Raw genomic sequence first — 23746 nt, forward strand, 5'->3', positions numbered from 1 at the left:
GAGTCCTACGCCTTGACGGTGTCCTCGTACAGCTCCGTGAAGTAGAGCCGGATGAGATCGACGAAGTTGCACAGCAGCCGTTCCGCCGAGGCGAAGTCGCCCCAGCCCCGGATGGCGCGTTCGACCGTGGACCACATGAGGTCGTCGTGGTCGTGGGACTCGTCGTACTCGATGTGCGCCTGCGAACCCTTCACCATCTCGGCGCCGAGTTCGGCGGCGGCCTTCCGGGTGATGACCGGGTTGTACTGGTCGGAATACCATTCCACGAACCAGTTCCACACCGCCGTCGGCAGAGGGCCCTGCTCATTGATGGCGAAGTACAGATATCCCATCAGGTAGTCGGTGGAGCGGAACGGGCGCATGGCGTCCACCTGTTCCTTCTCGATTCCGAACCGCTTCAGGTCCCGAAGGAACATTCCCTCGTGATTGTTCTCCTCGGCCAGGTACTGGGCGAGTGTGGCGGCGAGCCGGTGGTCCTTCGACCCGATCTTGTACAGACCGTAGGCGTCCACCTCGTTGTTGAGGCGGATGCGCAGCACGGTCTCGATGAGATGACGCTCGTAGTACTCGCGGTCGAACCACGTGCCTGCGTGGAACTCCCTGGCCTGCGGGGCCTTACGGAAGAGCTCTTCCATCTGTTCCGCTGCGAGCTTTTCCAGTTGTTGGCGCGACATCGGTGCTCCCTGGTTGGTTCACGCGGGTGTGGCGGCCCGCCGCTGCGGTTTCTCACCGGCTTGACACGGCCGCGAGCACGGCGACGGGATCGGACGTGTGAGTGCGCGGTGCGACCCGGCGCCGAGGGGCGGATCACGCCTTCGTGCGAAGGGGAACGGCCCGTGCTGAATGCGGTCTTGCGCCGGCGGACACGGCGTCAACGGCGACGCGTGCCAGTAAGGATGAATGAACGCTTCCTGTACGCCGGTGAAACGTAGGAGACGTCCAGCGGAGTGTCAACAGGACGCCCACCGCACGAGACACGGAGCATCGCGCCGTCCTGAAACAGCCGGTCGGGGAAGTCATATGCCCCCGAAGATTCACCTTCGGTCCCTTTTCTTCCTGTCGTCTGCACGCAACGACGCATCGCGCCACCCTCGAAACGTGGATTCCGTCCCGACGGTGCGTGAGGATCTTTCGGAGGTAAGCGAGTTGGGGGAGGAGCCGGGGTGGCGCGTTTCGCCGTTGTTTCCGATCTGCACGGGAATCGTGAAAACTTCCTGGCGATTCGGGAGAGGGTCGCAGGACGTGTCGACACGGTGTTCCTCACAGGCGACTACCTCGATGCGAAAGTGTCCAAAAAAGACCTCCATCTCGATGTGAACTGGTCGCTGGAGGAGGCGACGGACCACGACCCGTCGCTGTGGCAGACGCTCTCCACATGCGCACGCGTGCGCGGCAATCAGGAGGAACGCATCACCACGATCCTGCGCCGCCGGCGCCTCCCCGTCCTCCTGGACGCACTCCTGGCCGCGCCGGCCGAGTGGGCGACGCCCGTCACCCGGTTCGTCCACGGGCACCGCTTCACCTGGTCCAGACAGGGCGAGGACCTGAGCCACCCCCTCCTCGACGCCCCGCCCGACCGGCCCGTCCTCATCCACGGGCACAACCACCGCAGGCTCCTCACCACCGGCATCGGCCGGCACGGACACGACCCGCTACGCGTGGAGCCGGTGACCGGACGCGTCTACGAACTGCCCGCGGAAGGGGCCTGCCTGGTGAACGCGGGCGCCGCTCGCGACCCGGAGGCGCACTGGGTGCTCTACGACGAGGAAGCCCGCACGGTCACGTTCGAAACCGCCCGTCCGACAGGAGCGCGCTGATGGAGAAGCAGAACAGCCCCAGGCCGAGGGTCCTGGTGATCGCCGGACGGGCCGGCAAGCTCAAGGCCGCCGCGGACGCCGGCTTCGAGGTCGTCTACGTCCAGCACACGGCGCTCTTCGCCGACCACCACCGCGCGGCCTCGCACGAGGCGCTCCTCCTCGACTACACCCGCCCCGAGCGCCTGCTCCCCGTCGCCGCCGGCCTGCACGCGGCGGACCCCTTCGCGCTCGTCGCCTCCTTCACCGACCCGGGGCTCGAACCGGCCGGCCTCCTCACCGACCACCTGGGCCTGCCCGGCAACCCCGCGCACGTCTCCGCGCTGCTCAGGGACAAGTACGCACTCCGCACCCGGCTGGCCGAAGCGGGCGTCGAGTCGCACCCCTGCGCCCTCGTCCGCACCGCCGGCGAACTGCGGGACTTCGCGGACCGCCACGGCTACCCGCTCGTCCTCAAGCCCCAGGACGGCACGGGCAGCGAGAACGTGCGGCGCGTCGAATCCGCCGATGACGCGGAGAGCCTCTTCGAGGACCGGACCGCCGGCGAACCGCCGCTGCTGGCCGAGCGGTTCCTGACCGGCCACGAGATCAGCGTCGAAACGGTGTCCCAGCACGGGCGGCACACGGTCCTGGCCCTCACCGAGAAGTTCATCGACGAGAACTTCGTGGAGCGCGGCCACGTGGTGCCCGCCCGCGTCGGCCCCGAGCACCGGCCCGCCGTCGAGAAGCTGGTCGCGGGCCTGCTGGACGCCGCCGGGCTGGCCGAGGGCTGCGCCCACACCGAAGTGATGCTCACCGGGACCGGACCGGTGACCATCGAGTCCCACAACCGTATGGGCGGCGACCGCATCTACGAACTCGTACGCCTCTCCCACGGCACCGACCTGGAACGCCTCGGCTACACCCTGCCCCTGGACATCGACCCGCTGCCCGAACCGCCCGTCCCCGCGCGGGCCGCCGCGATCTGGTTCGTCCACGCCGAACCGGGCCGCGTCGTCGGCATCGAGGGCGTCGGCCCGGTGTCGGAGGCCGCCGGCGTGCACGAGGTCGTCCTGCACGTCGGGGCGGGGGACGAGGTCCGGCCCGTGCGCTCCAGCGCGGACCGCGTCGGCCATGTCATCGCCACGGCCGACGACCCCTCCACCGCCGTGGAGCGCGCCCGCGCCGCCGCCGCGTCGGTCCGTGTGATCACCGAGCCAGCCGAGGACAAGGCGCCCGCCCGATGAGCGGCCTCCCCGGCGGCGGCGAGGACACCGTCACCCACGTCATGGCCGGCTTCGGGGCGGCGCTCCTGCCCGACCTGGACCGCTGCCTGCCCCCGCGCACCCTCCTCGTCGTCGAGGAGCCCGACGTCATCGCGGCCCGCGACCTCGACCGACGCGCCGCCGCGCACCCCTGCGTGGCCCGCGTCGTGCGGGCGCCCATCCACGACGAACACGACCTGTCCGCCGTGCTCTCGGCGGTCGCCCGGCCGCCACACGTCCGCGCCGTCCTGCCCGGGGTCGAGTACGGGGTCTCCGCCGCCGCCCACCTCGCCGCCCACTGGGGGCTGCCCGGGGCGGGGACGGGGGCGGCCCGTGTGCTCCGGGACAAGGCGCTGCTGCGGGAGGCCTGCGAACGGGCCGGAGTGCCGCAGCCGCGCTGGCAGCGGGCCGTCCGCGCCGACGACGTACGCGCCTTCCGCGACCGGGAGGGCGGATCGTGCGTCCTGAAGCCCGCGAACCGGCAGGGCAGCCTGGGGGTTCAGCTCCTCGGCCCCGGCGACGACCCCGACGCGGCGTGGCTCCACACGGTCGGCGCCGACGAGCCCCGGCTGCGGGCGAGGCGCCCGCTGCCCGCGTCCTTCCTGGTCGAGGAGCTGGTCGACGGCCCCGAGATCAGTGCGGAGTGCGTGGTCCTCGACGGCCGGGTGCTGTTCCGCAACCTGACCGGCAAGGCCGTGCGCCCCGGCCGGCACCCCGTCGAGATGGGGCACCACGTCCCGGCGGTCGTGCCGCCCGGCGTCCCGGAGCGGGTCGCCGCGGCGATGGACCGGCTGGTGGCCGCCACCGGATTCCGTACGGGGGTGCTGCACGCCGAATGGCTGCTGAGGGACGGCCGGTCGCCCGTGCTCGTCGAGTGCGCCGGACGCGTCCCGGGCGACTGCATCCACGAACTCATCGACCTGGCCCACGGAGGCTCGCTCGTCGCCGACCTCCTCACCGTCCTGTCGGGTTCGTCCGACGTGCCCGTCCGGCAGCCCCGCCGCCACGTCGCCATCCGCTTCCTGAACTGTCCGCCCGGCAGGGTCCTCGCGGTGGACGGTGTGGACGAGGCCGAGGAGCCGGAGGGCGTCGTGAAGGTCCACATAGCCGTGGCCCCCGGTGCGGAGTCGGCCACCGTGGCCGACTCCCACGCCCGCGCCGGCTATGTCCTGGTCACCGGCGAGGACGCCGGCCGCACCGCACAGCTGCTCGACGCGGCGGCCGGCCGCGTCCGCTTCACCGTCGGCCCCGCCCGGGACGTACCGCGCGGGGCGGAGAGGGCGTCGGTATGAGCGAGCACGTGCTCGTCGTCGGCAGCGGCCGGGACCTCCCCGGCCGGGTGCGCGAGGCCGCGCCCGGCAACCGCACCTCGGTGATCTGCCGTCTGGAATACCTCGCCCGGCTGCGCGAACGCGACGCGCACAGCCGCGTCATCGCCGTCCGGCACGACGCGCCCGGAACCGAATGGGTGGCGCTCGCCGCCGCGGCCCACGCCGTGGACCCCTTCACCCGCATCGCCACCTTCGGCGAGCGCGACCAGGACCGGTGCGCCGAGATCGGGCGCGCCCTCGGACTGGCCACGCACCACCCGCGCACGGTGACCCTCGTCCACGACAAGGCAGCCATGCGCGCACGGCTGCGGGAGACCGGCACCGACCCGACACCCTCGGCCGCGGTGACCGGCCCGGAGGAACTGCGCGCGTTCGTGGACGCGCACGGAGTGCCATGCGTCGTGAAGCCGGCGCACGGCTCGGCCAGCGTCGGCGTCGCCGTGCTGCGTACCACCGACGACGCCGCGCTGACCGCCGCCCTCGCCCGCGCCGGCGGGGACTTCTACGGCCTGTCCGGGACCGGGGTCGTCGTCGAACGCTTCCACGAGGGACCGCAGTTCAGCGTCGAGGGGTTCTCCGAGGACGGCGAGCACGTGTGCGTGGCGATCACCCGCAAGTACTCCGACCCGGTCCGCTTCGTGGAGCTGGGCCACGCGGTCCCCGCCCCGCTCCCCGCCCGGACCCGGGAGGACATCCACCGCTACGTCGGCGAGGTGCTCGACGCGCTCGGTGTCACCTTCGGGGCCACGCACACCGAGATCGTCCTCACCGACGAGGGGCCACGCGTGATCGAGACCCATCTGCGCATGGGCGGTGACGAGATTCCGGCGCTTGTGCGGACCGCCACCGGAGTCCACCTGCCCGACCTCGTCGCCCGGCAGGCCGCGGGCGAGCGCGTGCTCCCGGACCTCCGCAAGGAACTCGCCTCCGGAGGGACGACGGCCGGGGCCGCGATCCGGTATGCCCCGGCCCCGGTCGCCGGGGTGCTGACCGAGGTGGAGGGCGTCGAGCGGGCCCGTCGGGTGCCCGGGGTCGAGGAAGTCGTCGTCGAGGCCGAACCGGGCACGGTATGCGCCGGTCTCGAATCCTCCGACGAGCGGCTCGCCCACGTCCGGGCGGCGGGCCCGAGCGCCGAGCGGGCGATGGAGACCGCGCGGACCGCCCTCGGCGCGCTCGCCTTCCACATCAGGACCACCCCGCCGACCGAGGAGGCAGTGTGACGCACCCGGCCCAGAACCCACCCCGGGACCGGGGCCCGGCGGCCGCCGCCGCATCCCGGGACCGGGGCCCGGCGGCCGCCGCCGCGGGGGAACTCGCCGCCGAGATGCGCCGCCGCGCCCCCCGGGGCGTGCGGCCCTCCTCCGGCGCCGTCCAGTCCTGGCACCGCGTGAGCGGGCGCTTCGCCGAAGGGGCGGTACGCGATCTCAGCGTCCAGCAGGGCGAGGCGACCGCCGCCCGCTACCTGGGCGCGGACGGTCTGATCCACCGCGCCGTACCCGGCTTCGACCCGCGCGCGGCACGGCTCGACCGGTTCCCGGACGTGGGACGTGCCACCGGGCCCGCCACCGAACCGCCGCGCTGGCTGGAGATCGGCGCGGTCGTCTCCTCGCTGGGCCGTCTTGAGGAGGCGGCCCGCTCCCTCGACCCCGAAGTGGCCCAGGTCGTCATCGACTTCGAGCTGAGCGACCAGGAGACGGCGCTCGTGAGCGGCGCGGACACGGCGCCGCCGCGGACGGACCACCGGCTGCTCAGCTACCTCTCCGTGCGGGTGGTCGCACGCCGGGGCGAACGGGTGGCCACCGGCTTCTACACCCCGGGCGTCAGCGGCCGGCTGGACCGGATCGACATGGAAGCCTGCGGGGCGGAGGTGGCGCGCCGCGCCGTCGCGGGCCTGGACGCCCGGCCCGCCCCCGTGGGCCGGATGCCCGTCGTCGTCGCGGGCGGCCGGGGGATGGTGCTCCTGCACGAGGCGTGCTGCCACCCCCTGGAGGGGGACGAGGTCGCGCGCGGCTCCGTGTACGCCGGACAGATCGGCGAGCGGATCGCCTCCCCCCTGGTCCAGGTGCGGGACGACTCGACCGTGCCCGGCGCGGTCGGCTCGTACCGCTGCGACGACGAGGGGACCGAGGCCCGGTCCACGACGGTCATCGAGGAGGGGCGGCTCACCGCCTATCTGACCGACCACGACTCGGCGGCCCGGCTGGGCACCGCGCCCAGCGGGAACGGCCGGTGCACGACCGTCCAGCAGCCGCCCCTGCCCCGCATGACCAACACCTGTCTGGCGGCGGGCACCAGCAGCGTCGACGAGATCATCGCCGACACCCCGTTCGGCATCTACGCCGAGCACGTCGGCGGCGGCGAAGTCATCGAGGCCACCGGTGAGTTCACCTTCCGGGTCACCAATGGATGGCTGATCGAGAACGGCCGGATCACCGACCCGGTCCGGGAGACCACCATCGCGGGCCTCGGCACCGAGGTGCTGCGGGACATCGACGCGGTGGCCGACGACGTGACCGTGGGCGCGGCCAAGTGCGGCAAGTTCGGGCAGTGGGTGCCCGTGGGCGTCATCGGACCCACCCTGCGTGTGCGGTCCCTGCTCGTAGGAGGTACGCAGTGAGCGACGGCATCGGCGCGCTGATCGAGGCGGCGGGCCGACAGGGGGCCGACTGCGAGGTGTGGACCGCGCGCAGGCAGACCGAGGAGGCCGTCTGCCGCGCGGGTGCCGTCGAACGGCGCAGCGATGTCGCCTCGGGCGTCACCGCCGTGACCGTGTGGCGGGATGGCGGCGAGGGTTACGCCGTACGGGCGGTGCCGGACTCCGACGATCCCTGGCTGGTGCGCGCCGCGCTGGAAGCCGCCGCCGCCCTCCCGGGCAGGCGCCCCCCTCGGCTCGCCCCCGTCGCACCGCCGGTCCCCGGCGCGCCGACGACGGAGGCGGCCACGGCCCCGGCGCTGGACGAGAAGACGATCCGCGCCGTGAGCGACCTCAGCACGTCCGGCCCCGGACTGGACATCGAGCTCAGGGCGCGGGCGGAGCGCTCCGCGATCCGCATCGGACGGCCCGCCCTGGAGCCGCGCGGCTACCGCACGGGCCTCTTCCAGCTCCAGGCGCGCGTCACCGCCACGGGCGACGGGACCGGCTTCGTGTCCCACCAGCTCCACGGCAGGACGGCCCAGGAGGTCCTCGGCCGGGCGGCCGACGCGGACCTGCCGGAGATATGCGCTCTGGCGGCCGCGCTCGCAGGTCCGCCCGCGCCGGTGCTGGAGTACGACGACGTCCTGCTCACCGGCTGGGTGACCGTGAAGCTGCTGTCCCTCGTCCTCCCGGCCTTCCAGCGGGACACGGTCGTGGAAGGCAGATCCCCGCTGGCCGGGAGACTGGGCGAGCCGGTCTGCGCCGAAGGCGTCGACCTCATCGACGACCCCGGCTCCCCGGACAACCCCCTCGCCGCCCCCTGGGACGACGAGGGCACCCCCACCCGGGCGGTGGAGCTCGTCGGTGACGGCAGGCTGCGGGCCTTCCTCGGCCACCGCAACAGCGTCCGGGCCGCCGGAGAGGGACAGGCGGGCTCCGGCTGGCGCGGCGCGGCGGGGGAGATGCCCCGGGTCCAGCCCAGCCACCTCACCCTGCGCGCCGGGCGGGCCCTCGGCAGCGCCCCCCGCACCGGGCGCCGGCTGCTGCGCGTGGTCCAGGCGAACGGGGTGCACACCTCCAACGGCATCACCGGGGACTTCTCGATCGGAGCCAACGCCCTCCTCGAAGACCCGGACGGCACCCGTCACAACGCCGGGAACGTCACGGTGGCGGGCAACGTCTTCGACCTGCTGCGCCGGATCGAGGGCCACGACGGGACGGTCCGCACCACCCGTTCCCACACGTCCTTCGTCAACTGCCCCGGCCTGTGGGCCGGTGGCCTCACCATCGGGCGGTGAGCGTCACGGACCGCTCGGAACGCGTCACCGGGCTGCCGGAGTTCCGGCTGCTGTGGTCCTCGCAGAGCCTCAGTGTGCTCGGCACCTCCGTCAGCCGCACCGCGATCCCGCTGATCGCGGCCACCGCCCTGGCGGCCTCGCCGTTTCAGATGGGAATGCTCCAAGCCGCTCTGGGGCTCTCCTACTTGGTGCTCGGCCTGCCCGCCGGAGCCTGGATCGACCGGATGCGGCGCCGCCCCGTCCTGATCGTGTGCGACCTCGGCCGTGCTCTGCTCATGGTGACCCTGGCGTGCGCCGCGCTCCTGGACCGGCTCACCTTCCCGCTGCTCCTCGGGGTGGCGCTGCTGCTGGGGGCGGCCCGGACGTTCTACGAGGTCGCCTACCAGGCGTACATCCCCGCCGTCGTCGGGCGCGACCGGCTCGTCGAAGGCAACTCCCGCCTGGAGAGCACCAATTCGGCCTCCCAGATGGCGGGACCGGCCCTCGCGGGCGCCCTCGCGCAAGCGGGCGCGGCGGCCGCGGTATCCGTACAGGCGGTGAGCTATGCGGCCTCGTTGCTCCTGATGCGGCGCATTCGCAAGCCGGAGGCGGTGCCGGTGCGCGGCCCGGCGGCGAACATGCGTGAGGAGATCAAGGGCGGCCTCTCGTTCGTGCTCACCCACCCCCTGATCCGCCCGGTCGTCGGCTCGGCCGCCACCTACAACTTCTTCTACGCGGTCCAGGCACCGCTGGTGCTGCTGCTGCTCGTCCACGAGGTGGGGCTGTCCGAGGCCGGGGCGGGGGTGCTCATGGCGGTCGGCGGCGTCGGGGGCGTGCTCGGGGCCGCCTCGGCGGGCAGGCTTGCCCGACGCCTGGGCCAGGTCCGGGTGATTCGCCTCGCCTATCTGATGGCCATCCCGACCGTGCTCCTCATCCCGCTCGCCGGGCCGTCCTGGCGCATGCTGTTCTTCGCCGTGCCCTGGTTCACCGCCGCGTACGGCCTGGTGGTCTACAACGTCGCGCAGGTCAGCTTCCGGCAGGCGCTGTGCCCGGACCACCTGCTGGGCCGGATGAACGCCAGCGTCCGGTTCCTGATCTGGGGGATCATCCCGGTCGGCGGTGTGGCCGGGGGCGCGCTGGGCGAGTGGGCCGGGGTGCGCGGCGCGCTCCTGATCGCGGGGGTGGGCATGACCAGTGGAGCGCTGTGGCTCCTCAGCTCGCGGCTGCGCCGGCTCCGCGACATCCCCGAGCAGACCGGGCCGCCCGCGAACCGGGGCTGACCGCCCCCGCCCCGCTCACCACACCCCGTCGGGCCCGGCCGCCCCCTCCGTGGACTCGCGCAGGACCAGGCGATGCGCCACCACCCGGTCCTGCGGGCACTCCGCCGCCCGGCTGCCGGTGGCGTCCGGGCGGGTGGCCTCCTCGATGCGGCGCAGCAGCAGGTCCACCGCGACCCGGGCCACCGCCTCCTTGTCCGGGGCGACCGTGCTCAGCGACGGCACGCTGAAGCGGCCGCCCTCCACATCGTCGAAGCCGATCACCGCCACGTCCTCGGGCACCCGTGCCCCGTAACCGTGCAGCGCGCGCAGCGCACCCAGCGCCAGTTGGTCGTTCAGGCAGAGCAGGGCGTCCGGCCGGGCGCCGGCGGCCAGCACCCGGCGGACCGCTTCGGCGCCGTCGCTCATGTGGAACGCCGCCACGGGGAGCAGCGACGCCGGGTCGTACGGTAGGCCCGCCCCGGACAGCGCGAGGCGGAAGCCGCGGGTGCGGGCCTGGGCCGTACCGACGCAGCCGTCGTCCCGGCCGCCCACTGTGAGGATGCGGCGGCGGCCCAGGGCGAGCAGGTGCTCGGTGGCCTCGCGGGCCGCGCGTTCGTTGTCGATCGCCACATGGTCCGCGCCCTCGTTGAGCAGCTCGCCGAGCAGGACGGTCGGCGGCGGTCCGGTGTGGGCGCGCAGGTCGTCCGGCGCGAGGGCGAGCGGGCTGAGGATGACGCCGTCCACGAAGTCCGAGCCGAAACCGGCGAGGGCGGCCCTCTCGCGCTCGCGGTCGCCGCCCGACTGGTGGATCAGCACGGTCAGGGAGCGCTTTTCGGCCTCCCGGACGACGTACTGGGCGAGTTCCGCGAAGTACGGGACGTCGAGTTCGGGCACGACCAGGGCGATGATCCCGGTGCGTCCGCTGCGCAGATGGCGGCCGGCGAGATTGATGCGGTACCCGAGGTGGTCGATGGCCTCCTGCACCACGCGGCGCGTCCGTTCGGACACGTGCACATAGTCGTTGAGCACGTTGGACACCGTTTTCTCCGACACCCCCGCGTGCCGTGCGACGTCCTTGATCCTCGGTCGTGCCACCCGTGACTCCCCACCCTCGGTACCGGCCGAGTCTATGCCGTACCCCACGGCGGTCCCGGACCGATGGGCGGTGCATCGGGCACAGGTGATGACCCAGCTCTTTACAGCCAATGTACATCGATGTAAAAACAGGGCACCGCTCCGGGAGACCGGCGCGGAACACCCCCGATGTGCGCGGGCGGCCGACGGCTGCCGTGCCGATGGCGCCTGCCCTCGGCCGGGCACGTCGTCCGGCCGTCGAAAGGTCAGTGATGAACTCTGCACCTCCCGCCCGAGGGCTGCCCGGAGCCTGGGACCCCGGCCGCCCGCCCGCCATCGGGCGCCGCAAGCTGCTGCGTTACGGGACGGCCGGGGCGGCCGCGCTCCTCGCGGCGGGCCCGCTCACCGGCTGCGCCTCGCCGGCCAGTGCGGGCGGGGCGTCCGCGCTGAAGGTCTGGGACCTCTTCCAGGGCGGCGACGGCATGCTCATGGACGAGATGATCGCCGCCGTCTCGAAGGGCTCCGACGGCTTCGACGTGGACCGCACGATCCTGGACTGGGGCCCGTCGTACTACACGAAGCTCGCCATGTCGGCGGCGGGCGGCCGTGCCTCCGACGTCGCCGTGCTGCACCTGTCACGGCTGGCCGGATACGCCCCCGGCGGTCTGCTCGACCCGCTCGACCTGGACGTCCTCGCCGAATTCGGCGTGAGCGAGAAGGACTTCGCGCCCGCCGTCTGGAAGCGCGCCCAGCACCAGGGCACCGTCTACGCGATCCCGCTGGACGTCCACCCCTTCATCGTCTTCTACGACAAGGACGCCGCCGACAAGGCCGGACTGCTCGACTCCTCCGGCCACCTGGCGCCGATGGGCTCGCCGGAGGCGTTCCTGGACGCCGGCAAGAAGCTCGCCGAGGTCACCGGCAAGTCCGGCGTGCTCTTCGGCCATGTCACCGACACCGCCCAGAGCTGGCGCCAGTTCGCCGCACTGTACGCCCAGACCGGGGCGTCCTTCACGCTGCCAGACGGCGGGCCGCCGAAGATCGACATCGATGCCGCGGTGAAGGTCGTCACCTTCATGAAGCAGCTCTTCGACGGGCGCACCAACCCCAACAACCTCGACTACAACGGTGCGATGGCCGCCTTCATGGACGGCCGCGGCGGCATGATCATGGCGGGGGAGTGGGAGCTGCCCACCTTCCGCAAGTCCGGCATCAAGCACCTGGGCGCCGCCCCCTTCCCCCAGGTCTTCGCGCGCCCGGCCGTCTACGCCGACTCGCACAGCTTCGTCCTGCCGCACCAGGACGATCCCGACCCGGCCCGCCGCCGCCAGGCTCACCGGTACATCGCCGAGATCGTCAAACAGAGCCTGACCTGGGCGAGCGCCGGCCACATCCCCGCCTATCTGCCGGTGCAGGCCCGCCCCGAGTACGCGAAGCTCGACCCCCAGTCGTCCTACGCGGCCGCCGGCGAGATCGCCGTGCTCGACCCGCCGAACTGGTTCGCCGGAGCCGGCGGCAACTTCCAGAACCGCATGTGCCAGCCGCTCCAGTCGGCGCTGCTGGGCAACACCTCCGCCGAGAGCGCGGTACGGCAGATGGTCCGTGAAGCGGACACGCTGCTGCGCCAGCCCAACCCGGTCGCCTGACGACAGCCGAAGGAGCCGCATCGTGACCACCACCGCGCCCGCCGGAGCGTCGGCGCCCCCGCAGCCACCCTCCGCGACACCGGCCGCGCCCCGGCGCCGCCGCTCGCTGACCCGGGGCGGCGGGCTGTTCGTCCTGCCGTTCCTGATCGTGTTCGCGCTCTTCCTGGTCTGGCCGATCGTCCAAGGCCTCTGGATGAGCCTCACCGACGCCTCGCTCAGCCTGCGCGGCACCGAGTTCGTCGGATTCGCCAACTACTCCGAGGCGTTCGGGGACCCGGACGTCTGGAGCAGCCTCGGCAACACCGTCCTCTTCACCGTCATCTCGTGCGTACCGCTCGTCCTGGTCGCCCTCGGCATGGCACTGCTCGTGCACAGCGGACTGGCCGGCCAATGGGTCTGGCGGCTGGCCTACTTCGCCCCGTACCTGCTGCCGGTCACCGTGGTCACGCTCATCTGGACGTGGCTCTACCAGCCCGACATCGGCCTCGGTAACCAGCTGCTGACCTCGCTGGGCATGGAGCCCGTCGGCTGGCTCTCCGACGAGTCGGTGGCGATGTGGTCGGTCGCCGCCCTCACCGTCTGGTGGACCGTCGGCTTCAACTTCCTGCTCTACCTGGCCGCCCTCCAGTCCCTGCCCACCACGTACGACGAGGCCGCCGCGCTCGACGGCGCGGGCGCCTGGCGGCGGCTGTGGTCGGTCACCCTGCCGCAGCTGCGCCACACCACGGTGCTGGTCGCGATGCTCCAAGTCCTCGCGTCCCTCAAGGTGTTCGACCAGATCTACATCCTCACCAAGGGCGGCCCCAACGGCTCGACCCGCCCGATCCTGGAGTACGTCTACGACGTCGGGTTCACCGGATACCGGCTGGGCTACGCCTCCGCGGTCAGCTACATCTTCTTCGCGATCGTCATCGTGGTTTCCGTCATGCAACTCCGCTTCTTCCGTCAGGAGGGCTGACCGTGTCCGCCATCTCCACCCCCGTGCGCCGCCCGCGCCGGCCGCGCGAGGAGTCCGGCTCGCCCCTGCTGCTCGGCCACGGACGACTGCCCCGGGCGCTCGCCGGGACCGCGCTGACCGTGCTCGCCGTCGCGTGGCTGCTGCCCTTCGTATGGGCGATAGCCACCTCGCTGCAGAGCGAGCAGGACGTGATGAAGTCGGGCCTCTCGCCGTTCAAGGGCGCGTTCACACTCTCCGCCTACCGGCAGATTCTGGAGCGCGGCAACGTACCGACCTGGGCGTTCAACAGCCTGCTCATCTCCGTGCTCGTCACCCTGCTCACCACGGCCGTCTCCACGCTCGCCGCGTACGGATTCTCGCGCGGCACCTTCCGCGGCCGCCGGACCCTGCTCGCGGTCACCGTCGGCGCGATCATGGTCCCGCCGCAGCTGCTGATCGTCCCGCTCTTCAAGCAGATGACGATGTTCCACCTGGTCGACACCTATGCGGCGGTCATCCTGCCGCAGGTGGTGGCGCCCATGATGGTCTTCATCCTGAAGCGCTTCTTCGACGCGATCCCCCGCGAACTGGAGGACGCCGCCCGCATCGACGGCGCCTCCGAACTGCGGGTCTTCACCTCCATCGTGCTTCCGCTGTCCCGCCCGATCGTCGCCGCCGTCGCGATCTTCGTGTTCATCGGCGCGTGGAACAACTTCATGTGGCCCTTCGTCGTCACCAACGACCCGGACCTCATGACGCTCCCGGTCGGCCTCGCCACCGTCAAGGACGCGTACGGCATCCAGTACGCCCAGTCCATGGCATCGGCCCTGCTGGCCGCGCTGCCGCTGATCGTGATGTTCCTGCTCTTCCAGCGGCGCATCGTCAACTCCGTCGCCACCACCGGCCTCGGCGGCGGCTGACCCCCACCGACCGTCCCTGCCCCGGCCCCGGTCTCCCGGCCGGCCGCCACCACGAACCACCTGGAGTACCCGTGCACAACCCCTCCGTCCCCCGTCCGGAGTACCCGCGCCCGCAGTTCGTACGGCGCGACTGGCTCAACCTCAACGGGACCTGGCAGTTCGAGACCGACCAGGGGGACAGCGGTCTCGAACGCGGGCTCCTCGAACGCGACCTGACCGGTGAGATCCTCGTACCTTTCGCCCCCGAGTCCGAGCTCTCCGGCGTCGGCGACACCGACTTCCTGGAGGCCGTCTGGTACCGGCGCCGTTTCACCCCGCCCGCCGAGTGGGCCGGCCGCCGGGTGCTGCTGCACTTCGGCGCCGTCGACCACGACACCACCGTCTGGGTGGACGGCACCGAAGTCGTACGCCACCGTGGCGGGTTCACCCCCTTCACCGCCGACCTCGGCGAACTCACCCCGGCCGGACGCGAGGTGGAGATCACCGTCCGCGCCCGCGACCCGAAGTCCGGCCCCCAGGCCCGCGGCAAGCAGGCCATCCAGTACGCCAACCACGACTGCAACTACACCCGTACGACGGGGATCTGGCAGACCGTCTGGGCCGAGCCGGTCCCCCACGCCCATCTCCGCCGCCCCCGCATCACCCCCGACCTGGCGGCCGGCGCGTTCCACCTCGAACTGCCCCTGTCCGCCAACCTCCCCGGCCACCGCGTGCGCGCCGTCCTCAGCGACGGCACCGGCGAGGTCTGCCGCGCCGAGGCCCGCGCCGACCTCGACCTGGCCCCCCGCCTCCACCTCGCCGTCCCGGAGGACCGGCGCCGCGAGTGGAGCCCCGAGGACCCCCACCTGTACGGGCTGCGCCTCGAACTCCTGGGCCCCGACGGCGAATCCACCGACACGGTCGAGAGCTACGCCGGTCTGCGCGCCGTCTCCATCCGGGGCAAGGCCGTCCAACTCAACGGCCGCCCCCGCTTCCAGCGCCTCGTGCTCGACCAGGGCTGGTACCGGGACGGGCTGATGACCGCCCCCACCGACGAGGCCCTGGTCCGCGACATCGAGCTGGCCATGGAGGCCGGCTTCAACGGGGCCCGGCTGCACCAGAAGGTCTTCGAGGAGCGCTTCCTCCACCACGCCGACCGGCTCGGCTACCTGGTGTGGGGCGAGTTCGGCGACTGGGGCTGCGAGGTCGGCGGCTCCTCCGGCGACAACCAGCGGCCCGACGCCTCCTTCGTCGCCCAGTGGCTCGAAGCGGTCGAGCGCGACTACTCCCACCCCTCGATCGTCGGCTGGTGCCCGCTCAACGAGACGTACCAGAAGCTCCACGACCGGATCACCCAGCTCGACGACGTGACCCGCGCGATGTTCCTCGCCACCAAGGCGATGGACACCTCCCGCCCGGTGATCGACGCCTCCGGCTACTCCCACCGGGTTCTGGAGACCGACATCTACGACTCCCACACCTACGAGCAGGACCCGGCCGCCTTCCGGCAGCTGGTTTCCGGGCTCGCCAAGGGGGAGCCGTTCGTCAACGCGTACGAGAACGGCGCCGCGTACTCGCAGCCGTACCGGGGACAGCCGTACTTCGTCAGCGAGTTCGGCGGGATCTGGTGGGACCCGGAGGCCGCGGCCGAGCAGTCGGGCAGCGACCGTACGGTCTCCTGGGGCTACGGCGACCGGGTGCGCACCGAGGACGAGTTCCACGAGCGGTTCGCCGGTCTGACCGGTGCGCTGCTGGCGGACCCGGACATGTTCGGCTACTGCTACACCCAGCTGACCGACGTCTTCCAGGAGCAGAACGGCGTCTACCGCTTCGACCGGGGCACCAAGCTGGACATCGCCCGCATCCGGGAGGCCCAGCTGCGGCCCGCCGCGATCGAGGAGCCGGACGCCGGCTGACGGTGACACACGCGGATGCCCGCCCCCTCCTCGCCGGAGGGGGCGGGCATCCGCGGGTTTCAGACCCGTTCGAGCCGCCAGAGCTGCGGCTGCTGGCCGTTGCACGTCCACTGCTGGACGTTGGCCCCCGCCGTGCGGGAGCCCTGCGAGACGTCCAGGCACTGCCCGGAGGACTTCACGACGAGGCGGTAGTAGCCCCGCCCCGCGTTCTGGAGCCGCCAGTCCTGGGCGGTCGCGGCGTTGCAGTACCACTGACGTACGTTGGCGCCGGGCGTGGCGGAGCCGTTCTCCACGTCCAGGCAGAAGCCGCTGTTGACGCCGGTCAGCGTGAACGCGTCGCCGTGCGCCCGCAGCGTCCACGCCTGCGGCCCGAGGCCGTTGCACGTCCACTGCTGTACGTTGCCGCCCGCGACCCGTGAGTCGGCGGCGACGTCCAGGCACTGGCCGCTGTTGGCGTTGACCAGCCGGTACCGCGCACCGTCCGCCACCCCGGCCGCGTCACCGCTGCCGGTGAGCGGACCGGTGGCCACGTACGGGCGGCAGACGTCGCCGTCCCAGTCCGTCGCGATCTCCAGCACGGTGCGCCCGTCGGCCGAGGGCAGCAGCGGTGAGCTGTAGTTCGGGCAGTAGGTGGCGGTCGGTGCCGCGACCTTCACCGGGGCCTCGATCTCGTACCACGGGCCGGTGCCGTTCTCCGTGTTGGCGAGGATCGTGCGGCCGCTGTCGGCGGCGGGCGTGCCGTCGCGGTTCAGGAGCTGCTGGCCGATCAGGAGGAGCCGGCCGTTGGCCCCGCCGCCCGGCGCGGGCGCCCAGGCGATGGTGGGCGCGGCCCGGAAGTACTTGCCGTCCACGGTCTCCGGGCGGTAGCCGAGCGAGGCGGGGTCGCCCCAGTTCCAGCCGTCCGCCGAGGTCCGGTAGTGCACGACGCACTGGTACTGGCCGCCCGGATTGCAGATCTCGTAGCTCATGAAGTACGTGCCGTTCGGCAGCCGGCGCACCATGGGCATCCCCGGCCGGTCCGGTTCCCAGGAGCTGGCGACCGTGTTGCGGCGGTCCTGCCAGGTGACCCCGTCGTAACTGCGGGCGGCCGCGAGCTTCTGGTTGTGCGCGGGGTCCGTCTCGTCCGCGTAGTGGCAGACGAGCGCCCCGTCGGCGGCGACGGAGAACTCCGGCTCCCACAGCCCGCCCGTGCCGTTCGCCGTGGCGCAGGTGGAGAGGTACGACCAGGTGCGGCCCACGTCGTTGCTCCGCCAGACGCGCAGCGCCATCCGCCGGTTCTGCTCGTCCGCACCGGACGAGGCGGACCACAACAGGGTGCCGGGCGCCAACGAGCCCACCTGGCGCGGAAGTTCGAACAGGGTGGAGCAGCACAGGCCCTGGCCGCCCGACGACTCCGGGTCGGCCACGCCGCCCACCTGGCGGAAGGTGGCCCCGCCGTCGGTGCTCTCGTGGATGGCACCGATGCCGTTGTTGCCGTTGAAACTGACGACGCTCGCGAGCACCCGGCCGTTGGCGGCGCCGCTGTGCTCCAGCCGGATCGCCCTCGGATAGAGGCCGGTCCCGCTGCCCAGCGGGGTGCCGTTGGCGGCGGCGACGGCGGGCGCGGAGGGGGAGGCGGCGGGCGCGGCCGAGGCCGGGGCGAAGGACAGGCCGAGGGCGGCGGCCAGGACCGGGGCGACGGCGCGCGCCGCCCAGCGGGCGAGGCGGCCGGTCGGCGCGGGGGAGGGGTGGGGTGCGGGTCTGGGTGGTCGGCGCAAGGAGAGCACGGGCGTCCTTCCTCGGGGCACGGAGGCGTGGGGGGTGGCCGAGTGGGGCTGCTGACGGCGAAACAGTAGGGCCGGATGTACATCGATGTAAACAGGCCGTACAGCTTCCGCTTCAATGGTCGCCCGGGTGACTCAGGGTGCCGTCAGCGTCATCTCGAAGGAGTACCGCGATGCCCGGTACAGATGGCGGCCGTACTCCACCGGGCGGCCCCCGTCTCCCAGCACCGTGCGTTCCACGGTGAGCAGGGTGCCGCCACGCCCCTCCGCGAGGAGCCTGGCCTCGGCCGCCGTGGCCCGGCGGGCGCCGATGGTCTGCTCGGCGGAGCGCAGCGCGATGCCGGAGCGCCGGAGCAGCTGGTAGAGCCCGTGCGTGGCCAGGTCCTCCTCGGTGAGGTCCGCGATGCCCATCGGCAGGTGGTTCTCCAGGACGGCCATCGGCTCGTCGTCCGCGTACCGGAGCCGGCGCAGCTCGACGGTGTCCATGCCCGGTTCGAGCTGGAGGGCGGCGGCGATCCGGCCCTCGGCGGGGCGGACGCGCAGGGACAGGACCTCGGTGCGCGGGCGGCGGTCCTCGCGTTGCAGGTCCTCGTACAGGCTGGTCAGTTCCACCTGTCGGCGGACCCGGTTGTTGACGATCCGCGTGCCCACCCCGCGCTTGCGCGACAGCAGTCCCTTGTCCACCAGATGCTGCATCGCCTGACGCATCGTCGGGCGCGAGAGGCCGAAGCGGTCCGCCAGTGCGATCTCGTTCTCCAGCCGGGCACCGGGCGCCAACGTGCCCGATTCGATGAGGTGTTGGAGCTGCTGCGCGAACTGGAAGTACAGCGGAACGGGGCTGGACCGGTCGATGGTGATCAGCCTGGTGAGCGGTTCCATGCCGGGCTCCTCGGAACGTCGTGCCACGTACTCAGTATGCCGTAAACCCGCGTGCAGCTCAGTACGTATATATGTCAGTACAAATGCTTGACCGGGTGCGATCGGCGACGATACAAAGACGAAGATCAGGAGCGTCGGCCAGCCGGCCCCCATCCGCCCCGGAGGCACCGCGCATGCGCATCGGACTCATCGGAACGGGCCGCATCGGCGCGTTCCACGCCGCCACCCTCGCCGCCCTGCCCGCCGTCGACCGCCTCGTCCTGCACGACGCCGTCGAGCAGCAGGCCCGCGAGCTGGCCGGGAAGCTGGGCGCCGACTGGGCGGGCGACCTGGACGCGCTGCTCGGCTCCGGCCTGGACGGGGTCGTGATCGCCGCCCCCACCGCCGTCCACGACACGCTGATCCGCGCGGCGGTCGCCGCCGGGGTCCCCGTCTTCTGCGAGAAGCCGGTCGCTGCCACCCTCGAAGCCACCCATGCCCTGCTGGCCGCCACCGCCGGTTCCGGCGTCCCGTTCCAGGTCGGCTTCCAGCGCCGGTTCGACGCCGGCTACACCGCCCTGCGGGACGCGGCCGCCGCCGGGGAGCTGGGCTGGCTGCACACCGTACGGGCGTGCACCGCCGATCCGGCGCCCCCGCCGACCGGATACCTGCCGCTGTCCGGCGGTATCTTCCGGGACTGCGCCGTGCACGACTTCGACAGCGTCCGCTGGGTCACCGGCCGGGAGGTCGTGGAGGTCGGCGCCACCGGGGCCAACCGGGGCGACGGCTCCTTCGCGGCGGCCGGAGACGTCGACACCGCCGTCACCGTCCTCACACTGGACGACGGCACCCTCGTCAGCTGCACCGCCACCCGCTACAACGGCGCCGGATACGACGCGCGCATGGAGCTCGCCGGCTCGCGGGCCACGCTGGCCACCGGATACGGCGACCGCGCACCCCTGCGGACCACCGCCGACGCGACGCCGTCCGGCACCGCCCCGTACGACGGATTCCTCAGCCGCTTCCACGACGCGTACGTCGCCGAGATGGCGGCCTTCACCGAGGTCGCGGCCGGCCTGCGGCCCAGCCCCTGCACCGGGGCCGACGCCCTGGCCGCACTGCTGATCGCGGAGGCCGCCGACCGCTCGCGGCGCACGGGGCGGCCGGTGCGCGTCGAGGGGTGAGGGCGAACGGTCGGACCGGGTGAGTGCTCGAATGAACGTACGGCTACCATATGAGCGCCGCCTAGCTCGAAAGATAAACCTGTGACTGTCAATGACGACGCGTTCACCAACTGGAAAAACCGCGAGGAGATCGCGGAATCGATGATTCCGATCATCGGGAAGCTGCACCGCGAGCGGGATGTCACCGTCCTCCTGCACAGCCGCTCGCTGGTGAACAAATCGGTGGTGAGCATCCTCAAGACCCACCGATTCGCCCGGCAGATCGACGGCGCGGAGCTCTCGGTCACCGAGACCCTGCCCTTCCTCCAGGCCCTCACCACCCTCGACCTGGGCCCCTCCCAGATCGACATCGGCATGCTGGCCGCCACCCACAAGGCCGACGACCGCGGCCTCAGCGCGGCGGAGTTCACCGCGGAGGCCGTCGCCGGCGCCACCGGGGACAACAAGATCGAGCGCCGCGAGGCGCGCGACGTCGTCCTCTACGGCTTCGGCCGCATCGGCCGTCTGCTCGCCCGGCTGCTCATCGAGAAGGCGGGCTCCGGCAACGGCCTGCGGCTGCGCGCCATCGTGGTCCGCAAGGGAGCGGGCCAGGACATCGTCAAGCGCGCCTCGCTGCTGCGCCGCGACTCCATCCACGGCCAGTTCCAGGGCACGATCACCGTGGACGAGGCCAACAACCGGATCGTCGCCAACGGCAACGAGATCCAGGTCATCTACTCGGACGACCCGACCTCCGTCGACTACACCGCCTACGGCATCGACGACGCCATCCTCATCGACAACACCGGCAGGTGGCGCGACCGCGAGGGCCTCTCCCAGCACCTGCGCCCGGGCATCGCCAAGGTCGTGCTGACCGCCCCCGGCAAGGGCGACGTCCTCAACGTCGTGCACGGCGTCAACCACGACATGATCAAGCCGGACGAGCAGATCATCTCCTGCGCCTCCTGCACCACCAACGCGATCGTGCCGCCGCTGAAGGCGATGGCCGACGAGTACGGCGTGCTGCGCGGACACGTGGAGACCATCCACTCGTTCACCAACGACCAGAACCTGCTGGACAACTACCACGGCTCCGACCGCCGCGGCCGCTCCGCACCGCTCAACATGGTCATCACCGAGACGGGCGCCGCCTCCGCCGTCGCGAAGGCGCTCCCCGACCTGGAGGCGACGATCACGGGCAGCTCGATCCGCGTCCCCGTGCCGGACGTCTCGATCGCCATCCTCAGCCTGAAGCTGGGCCGCGAAACCACCCGCACCGAGGTCCTCGACCACCTCCGCGAGGTGTCGCTGACCTCCCCGCTGAAGCGGCAGATCGACTTCACGACCGCCCCCGACGCGGTGTCGAGCGACTTCATCGGCTCGCGCCACGCCTCCATCGTGGACGCGGGACCCACCCAGGTCGACGGCGACAACGCGATCCTCTACCTCTGGTACGACAACGAGTTCGGCTACTCGTGCCAGGTCATCCGGGTCGTGCAGTACGTCTCCGGCGTCGAGTACCCGACCTTCCCGGTCCCGGTCGCCTGACCCCGGCCCGTACGACGACAGGTCCCGCCCGCCGCGAAGGCGGGCGGGACCTTTCCGTCAGCCGGTCCCGGAGACCGTGACGGCGGGCGCGGGCGCGTACCCCGTGGCCCGGGTGGTGAACGTGCCCCGGCCCTGCGTACGGCTCCGCAGCCGCGTCGCGTAACCGAACAGCTCGGCCAGCGGCACCGTCGCCGTGACCACCGCCGCACCGCCCCGCGTGGTGGAGCCGGAGACCCGGCCGCGCCGGGCGGCCAGGTCGCCGAGCACCCCGCCGACCGCGTCACCGGGCACGGTGACCGTCACCTCGACCACCGGTTCCAGCAGCACCATCGCGCTAGCCCGCAGGGCCTCCCGCAGCGCGAACCGCCCCGCCGTGCGGAACGCCATCTCCGAGGAGTCCTTGGGATGCGTGGCGCCATCGGTCAGCGTCACGCGCACCCCGGTCACCGGATGCCCGCCGAGCGGCCCCTCGTTCAGCGCGTCCCGGCAGCCGGCCTCGACCGCCCGCACGTACTCCTGCGGCACCCGGCCGCCGACGACCGCCGAACCGAACGCGAACTCCGCCGCCTCCTCGCCGCCAGTGGCTTCCAGCGGTTCGACGTCGATGACGACATGCGCGAACTGCCCGGCCCCGCCGTCCTGTTTGACGTGCCGGTAGACCAGCCCGGACACCCCGCGCACCAGCGTCTCCCGGTGCGCGACCTGCGGCCGGCCGACCCGGACGTCCAGACCGTGGTCGCGGCGGACCTTCTCCGCGGCCACCTCCAGATGGAGCTCGCCCATGCCCGAGAGAACGGTCTGACCGGTCTCGGGGTCAGTCCGCACCACCAGCGACGGGTCCTCCTCGGCCAGCCGGACCAGCGCGGCCATCAGCCGCTCGGTGTCCGTGCTCAGCCGCGCCTCCACCGCCACGGACACGACCGGGTCGGCCACCGTGGGCGGTTCCAGGACCAGCGGGGCACCCGGCGCGCACAGCGTGGCACCGGGGCGGACGGCCTTCGGACCGATGACCGCGACGATGTCCCCGGCCACCGCCGCGTCCACGTCCACATGCCGGTCCGCCTGGACCCGCAGGATGCGCCCGACGCGCTCCCCGCGCCGGGTGGTCGCGTCCAGCACCGTCTCCCCCTTCCGGATCGTTCCCGAGTACACGCGCAGATAGGTCAGCCGGCCCGTCGCGGTGGCGTTCACCTTGAACGCCAGCGCGGCGAAAGGCCCTTGGGGATCGGCCGCCCGCTCCTGCACCGCCCCGTCGAGCACGCCCCGTACCGGTGGCACATCGAGCGGCGATGGCAGATACGCGACGACCGCCTCCAGCAACGGTTCGACGCCGCGGTTCCGGTACGCCGAACCGCACAGCACCACGACCCCCTCACCGGTCCGCGTGAGATCCCGCAGCGCCCCGGCCAGCGTCTCCTCCGAGAGCTCGGAGCGTACGCAGAACTCCTCCAGCGCCGCCGGATGCAGCTCCGCCACCGCCTCCTCCAGGAGCCGTCTGCGCCGGGCCGCCTCCTCGCGCAGCCCCTCGGGCACCTCGCCCTCCTCGTACGCGTCGGCACCGTCCGCCCACACCAGGGCGCGCATGCGCACCAGGTCGACGACGCCGCGGAAGGCGTCCTCCGCCCCGATGGGCAGCTGCACCACGAGCGGGACGGTGTGCAGCCGGTCCCGGATCGAGGCGACGGCGCCGTCCAGGTCGGCGCCGGCCCGGTCCAGCTTGTTGACGAAGGCGATGCGCGGCACGGAATGCCGGTCCGCCTGGTGCCACACCGACTCGCTCTGCGGCTCCACCCCGGCGACCGCGTCGAACACCGCGATCGCACCGTCGAGCACCCGCAGCGCACGCTCGACCTCGTCGGCGAAGTCGACGTGCCCCGGGGTGTCGATGAGGTTGATCCGGTGACCGTCCCAGGTGCAGCTGACGGCCGCGGCGAAGATGGTGATGCCCCGGTCGCGCTCCTGGGAGTCGAAGTCCGTGATGGTCGTGCCGTCGTGGACCTCACCGCGCTTGTGGGTGGTGCCGGTGGTGTAGAGGATCCGCTCCGTCACGGTGGTCTTGCCGGCGTCGACATGGGCGAGGATGCCCAGGTTGCGGACGGTGGTGAGAGCGGTGACGGGGGAGAGGTGCTGGTGGGTACGCACGGCCGGTGGCCTTTCGGGATGATCCGGAAGAAGACGGCGCGATACCCCCGGACGAAGCGGCCCGGATGCGGGCCTGCGGGGCCCACTGACATGACTGGACGTCAGAAGCCGTGCGGGTCCCGGGTGTTCGTCACGGGGTCCGGGGCCGGCCGCGCAGCCGGCTCCGGGCGGCGCGAGACACCAGGATCACCTCGAACCGCGACGGGGGGACGACGGCGGCGGTGCGGTAACGCACGGCGG

General features: G+C 72.4%; 18 protein-coding genes. 13 read left to right on the forward strand and 5 right to left on the reverse strand.

Going from position 1 to position 23746, the window contains the following annotated elements:
• Window positions 1–5: 5 nt before the first annotated feature.
• Window positions 6–674: a hypothetical protein gene (locus ACIQZN_RS01250; protein ID WP_403986559.1), complete on the reverse strand. Its 669-nt coding sequence runs from the start codon at window positions 672–674 to the stop codon at window positions 6–8.
• 489 nt (window positions 675–1163) lie between these two features.
• Between ACIQZN_RS01250 and ACIQZN_RS01255 the strand changes: the two genes are divergently transcribed.
• Genes ACIQZN_RS01255 through ACIQZN_RS01285 form a run of 7 tightly spaced genes read left to right on the forward strand, consistent with a single transcriptional unit; the run spans window position 1164 to window position 9581 of the window.
• Window positions 1164–1817: a metallophosphoesterase family protein gene (locus ACIQZN_RS01255; protein ID WP_403986562.1), complete on the forward strand. Its 654-nt coding sequence runs from the start codon at window positions 1164–1166 to the stop codon at window positions 1815–1817.
• Window positions 1817–3040 (forward strand): ATP-grasp domain-containing protein, encoded by a 1224-nt coding sequence (locus ACIQZN_RS01260; RefSeq protein WP_403986565.1) that lies wholly within the window; start codon window positions 1817–1819, stop codon window positions 3038–3040. The genes ACIQZN_RS01255 and ACIQZN_RS01260 overlap by 1 nt, the downstream gene beginning before the upstream one ends.
• The gene (locus tag ACIQZN_RS01265; protein WP_403986567.1) at window positions 3037–4350 is read left to right on the forward strand and encodes an ATP-grasp domain-containing protein; all 1314 of its coding nucleotides are present in this window, start codon (window positions 3037–3039) and stop codon (window positions 4348–4350) included. The genes ACIQZN_RS01260 and ACIQZN_RS01265 overlap by 4 nt, the downstream gene beginning before the upstream one ends.
• Window positions 4347–5609, forward strand: coding sequence for an ATP-grasp domain-containing protein (locus ACIQZN_RS01270; protein WP_403986569.1), 1263 nt, complete (start codon window positions 4347–4349; stop codon window positions 5607–5609). The genes ACIQZN_RS01265 and ACIQZN_RS01270 overlap by 4 nt, the downstream gene beginning before the upstream one ends.
• Window positions 5606–7006: a TldD/PmbA family protein gene (locus tag ACIQZN_RS01275; RefSeq protein WP_403986572.1), complete on the forward strand. Its 1401-nt coding sequence runs from the start codon at window positions 5606–5608 to the stop codon at window positions 7004–7006. Before ACIQZN_RS01270 ends, ACIQZN_RS01275 begins: the two co-directional genes overlap by 4 nt.
• Entirely contained in the window at window positions 7003–8322 is a 1320-nt protein-coding gene (locus ACIQZN_RS01280; protein ID WP_403986575.1) for a metallopeptidase TldD-related protein, read from the forward strand. The genes ACIQZN_RS01275 and ACIQZN_RS01280 overlap by 4 nt, the downstream gene beginning before the upstream one ends.
• Window positions 8319–9581, forward strand: coding sequence for an MFS transporter (locus tag ACIQZN_RS01285; protein WP_403986578.1), 1263 nt, complete (start codon window positions 8319–8321; stop codon window positions 9579–9581). Before ACIQZN_RS01280 ends, ACIQZN_RS01285 begins: the two co-directional genes overlap by 4 nt.
• Before the next feature lie 15 nt (window positions 9582–9596).
• Here the strand turns inward: ACIQZN_RS01285 and ACIQZN_RS01290 are convergent, their stop codons facing one another.
• Window positions 9597–10655 (reverse strand): LacI family DNA-binding transcriptional regulator, encoded by a 1059-nt coding sequence (locus ACIQZN_RS01290; RefSeq protein WP_403986581.1) that lies wholly within the window; start codon window positions 10653–10655, stop codon window positions 9597–9599.
• A 251-nt stretch (window positions 10656–10906) separates the two neighbouring features.
• On the opposite strand from ACIQZN_RS01290, the gene ACIQZN_RS01295 reads away from it, so the two are divergent.
• The 4 genes from ACIQZN_RS01295 (at window position 10907) to ACIQZN_RS01310 (ending at window position 16032) form a co-directional block, all read left to right on the forward strand.
• On the forward strand, window positions 10907–12280 hold the full coding sequence (locus ACIQZN_RS01295; RefSeq protein WP_403986584.1) for an extracellular solute-binding protein: 1374 nt from the start codon (window positions 10907–10909) through the stop codon (window positions 12278–12280).
• Window positions 12281–12302: 22 nt separating this feature from the next.
• Window positions 12303–13238 carry a carbohydrate ABC transporter permease gene (locus ACIQZN_RS01300; protein WP_403986587.1) on the forward strand — a complete coding sequence of 312 codons (936 nt, stop codon included), beginning with the start codon at window positions 12303–12305 and terminating at the stop codon, window positions 13236–13238.
• Between the two features lie 2 nt (window positions 13239–13240).
• Window positions 13241–14137, forward strand: coding sequence for a carbohydrate ABC transporter permease (locus ACIQZN_RS01305; RefSeq protein ID WP_403986590.1), 897 nt, complete (start codon window positions 13241–13243; stop codon window positions 14135–14137).
• A 71-nt stretch (window positions 14138–14208) separates the two neighbouring features.
• Window positions 14209–16032, forward strand: a complete 1824-nt coding sequence (locus tag ACIQZN_RS01310; protein WP_403986593.1) for a glycoside hydrolase family 2 protein — start codon at window positions 14209–14211, stop codon at window positions 16030–16032.
• A gap of 59 nt (window positions 16033–16091) precedes the next feature.
• On the opposite strand, the gene ACIQZN_RS01315 is transcribed toward ACIQZN_RS01310, so the two are convergent.
• Entirely contained in the window at window positions 16092–17798 is a 1707-nt protein-coding gene (locus tag ACIQZN_RS01315) for an RICIN domain-containing protein (RefSeq protein WP_403986596.1), read from the reverse strand.
• Between the two features lie 132 nt (window positions 17799–17930).
• Window positions 17931–18674, reverse strand: a complete 744-nt coding sequence (locus tag ACIQZN_RS01320) for a GntR family transcriptional regulator (RefSeq protein WP_403987379.1) — start codon at window positions 18672–18674, stop codon at window positions 17931–17933.
• Window positions 18675–18847: 173 nt separating this feature from the next.
• Here ACIQZN_RS01320 and ACIQZN_RS01325 point away from each other — a divergent pair, with 173 nt between their 5' ends.
• Window positions 18848–19837 (forward strand): Gfo/Idh/MocA family oxidoreductase, encoded by a 990-nt coding sequence (locus ACIQZN_RS01325; protein WP_403986599.1) that lies wholly within the window; start codon window positions 18848–18850, stop codon window positions 19835–19837.
• Between the two features lie 81 nt (window positions 19838–19918).
• Complete coding sequence (locus ACIQZN_RS01330) at window positions 19919–21364, forward strand: glyceraldehyde-3-phosphate dehydrogenase (RefSeq protein ID WP_403986602.1); 1446 nt, start codon at window positions 19919–19921, stop codon at window positions 21362–21364.
• A 57-nt stretch (window positions 21365–21421) separates the two neighbouring features.
• On the opposite strand, the gene fusA is transcribed toward ACIQZN_RS01330, so the two are convergent.
• Window positions 21422–23506 (reverse strand): elongation factor G, encoded by a 2085-nt coding sequence (gene fusA / locus ACIQZN_RS01335; protein WP_403986605.1) that lies wholly within the window; start codon window positions 23504–23506, stop codon window positions 21422–21424.
• Window positions 23507–23746: the final 240 nt, after the last annotated feature.

The organism is Streptomyces sp. NPDC097595 (assembly GCF_044761525.1).
Classification (GTDB): domain Bacteria; phylum Actinomycetota; class Actinomycetes; order Streptomycetales; family Streptomycetaceae; genus Streptomyces; species Streptomyces drozdowiczii_A.